We start from the raw sequence: 1,203 nt of genomic DNA, 5'->3' as shown, positions 1-1,203 counted from the left end.
AACGGCTTAATCACAAAGCACTCAAATTTGTCTGAAACACGTGTTGATCGTATTAGCGTAGTGGTTCTTTTCTTGTCAATTTGGGCTGCAGCAATCATGAACCCAAGTATTTTAGGCATGATGGAAGCGTTATCTGGGCCAGTTATCGCAATGATCTTGTTCATTATGCCGATGTTGGCGGTACATAAGATTGAGTCGATGAAGCAGTATCGTGGAAAGCTCTCTACCTATTTTGTTCTGATCACAGGTATTGTTGCGGTAAGTGCTTTGGTTTTTAGCTTACTCAGCTAAGAAGGGGTTACTTTGAGTGATTTTCAGGGGAATACCGTTTACAACTGAAGGTAATTCCCTGAATTTTGCTTTTGTTTTCTAAAACGTAATCTAGCTTACGTCACTCCACTAAATAAGAGCGAAAACACCCGCCAACATTACTACTGAGGCGATACAAGTGCGAGCAATGATGCCGAAGTGCGACGGTTGAATCATTTCGTTATGCATAAATAATCTCCTGTTTGTTATGAACAGCCAATTTACTTTGGCTTAATAACACTATGTCGAATATCCATTTTTTTAACAACCCATACAAACATTAAATATTTATGACACCAAAATCATCTTTTGGAGATCGGAATCACTTTTGGGAGCAGTATCACACATAATTCACATGGAAATATCTTCACCGATTATCGCTATTTCTCAGTCAAAACCTCCGGTTCCCTTATATTGCGATTAAAATTATTTCCCAACTTATAAAAAGCACTTTTCTTTATAAATCAAAAAATTAAAACAAATCAAACATTTATGCTTGTCTTAAAATCCCTTATTCTTGGGGAATCCATAATCACTTAATAGATAAGAAGTGATAGACTTAGCAAGTACTGCTACTTAACGAGATCACAATTTATTAATAAGCTCATGCACTTTCCGATTAAAACGCTGTCTTGCGCTCTATTAGCGGTGATTGGACTTTTCTTCCAGACTGGTTATGTCTTCGCCAATACAGATAAACATATCTATCTCGAAGAACACATTTCGCCCGAAAGCCAACCCATGTTGAGTACCTACTTCCGTTCTATGGGTAAACCTCGCTCAATCAAAGAAAATGTGCTCACGGTTCCGCAAGATGCTTCGCCCGAAACGCTCGCCCTCTACTATTTTGCTCGTATTTATTTAGAACGCTATGAAGGTGTTCCCCTACCTGAC

General features: G+C 38.5%; 2 pseudogenes. Both read left to right on the top strand.

Annotated elements, in window-relative coordinates:
- Positions 1–291: pseudogene (locus tag R7F67_RS24465) on the top strand (HAAAP family serine/threonine permease); the annotation flags it as partial.
- Positions 292–915: 624 nt separating this feature from the next.
- A pseudogene (locus R7F67_RS24460) lies at positions 916–1,203 on the top strand (virulence protein); the annotation flags it as partial.

The sequence above is a fragment of the Vibrio sp. YT-17 genome, from assembly GCF_033337375.1.
In the GTDB taxonomy this organism is placed as follows: domain Bacteria; phylum Pseudomonadota; class Gammaproteobacteria; order Enterobacterales; family Vibrionaceae; genus Vibrio; species Vibrio alginolyticus.
This window is presented reverse-complemented; position numbering and strand designations above follow the sequence as displayed.